The following is a 1,044-nucleotide window of genomic DNA, read 5'->3' as shown; positions in this document are numbered from 1 at the left end:
GGGAATTGAATTTTGCTTTCTCCACGTTTTTACCCTCCTTGAATGATTCGCTGTAATGGCTGTTTACACCTTGGTGCGCTTGGCAATGGCCATACGGGAGACGGCCTTGACCGCACGTTCAAAGGAATCGGTGGTCGCGGTGGCCTTGCCCACCTTGTCGAAGGCCGTGCCGTGGGCGCAGGTGGCAATGGGATAGGGCTGGCCGCCCGCCACCGTGATGCACCGCTGGAAGCCGACCAACTTCAGCGCGATCTGGCCCTGGTCGTGGTACATGGTCACCACCACGTCGAAGTCGCCCGCCAGTGCGCTGATGAACAGCGTATCCGCGGAGTAGGGACCGCTCACGTTCCAGCCGGTCTCCTTCACCACCTTCTCGATGGTGGGCTGGATCACGTCCACTTCCTCCCGGCCGCACAGACCGAACTCGCCGCAGTGGGGGTTCAGCGCCGCCACCGCGATCCGGGGCTTGTGGCCGAAGCTCTCGCCGGTGATCTCGCCCAGCTCGATGGCCTCCCGCAGCGTCTGCTCCGTGATGTTGGCGCTGACCTCGCTGATGGGGATATGGCTGGTGGTCCGCACCGTCATCAAATCGTCCATCATGTTGACCTCGCAGAAGGGCGTGGTCAGGTTGAATGCATGGGCCAGATAGGTGTGCTCGCTCTCATCGTGGAGACCTGCCATCTTCATGGCGCCCTTGTGGAAGGGCCCGAACACGAAACCTTCGATCTTACCGGCCTTGCACAGTTCGATGGCCGTGTCCAGCTGCAGAAGGTCGCTGGCTCCGCAATAGGCGTTCGCCTCGCCGTACACCACCTGCTCGGGGTCCTGATCCTTCAGGTCCAGCACCGGATAGCCCCGCTCCCAGTCGCACTCGCTCAGATCGCTGATGACGTAGTGGGGCACATCGCCGCCAACCACCTTCAGGCCGTGCTCAAACATCCGCACGTCGCCGATGATCACCGGGCGGCAATAATCCGCGTAGTAGTTGGACACAGCCAGCTTGGCCACCAGTTCGGGGCCCACACCGGCAGAGTTGCCCAGAAG

At 62.1% G+C, this 1,044-nt stretch carries 1 protein-coding gene; it reads right to left on the bottom strand.

The features are described from left to right. Positions 1-63: 63 nt before the first annotated feature. Positions 64-1,044, bottom strand: a 981-nt coding sequence (locus tag QZL67_RS03580; protein WP_292919787.1) for a PdxA family protein, incomplete at its 5' end; no start/stop codon positions are given.

The organism is Oscillibacter sp. CAG:155, assembly GCA_000436875.1.
GTDB lineage: Bacteria > Bacillota > Clostridia > Oscillospirales > Oscillospiraceae > Oscillibacter.
Note: the sequence above shows the minus strand (reverse complement) of the source record. Positions and strands in the feature narration are given on the sequence as shown.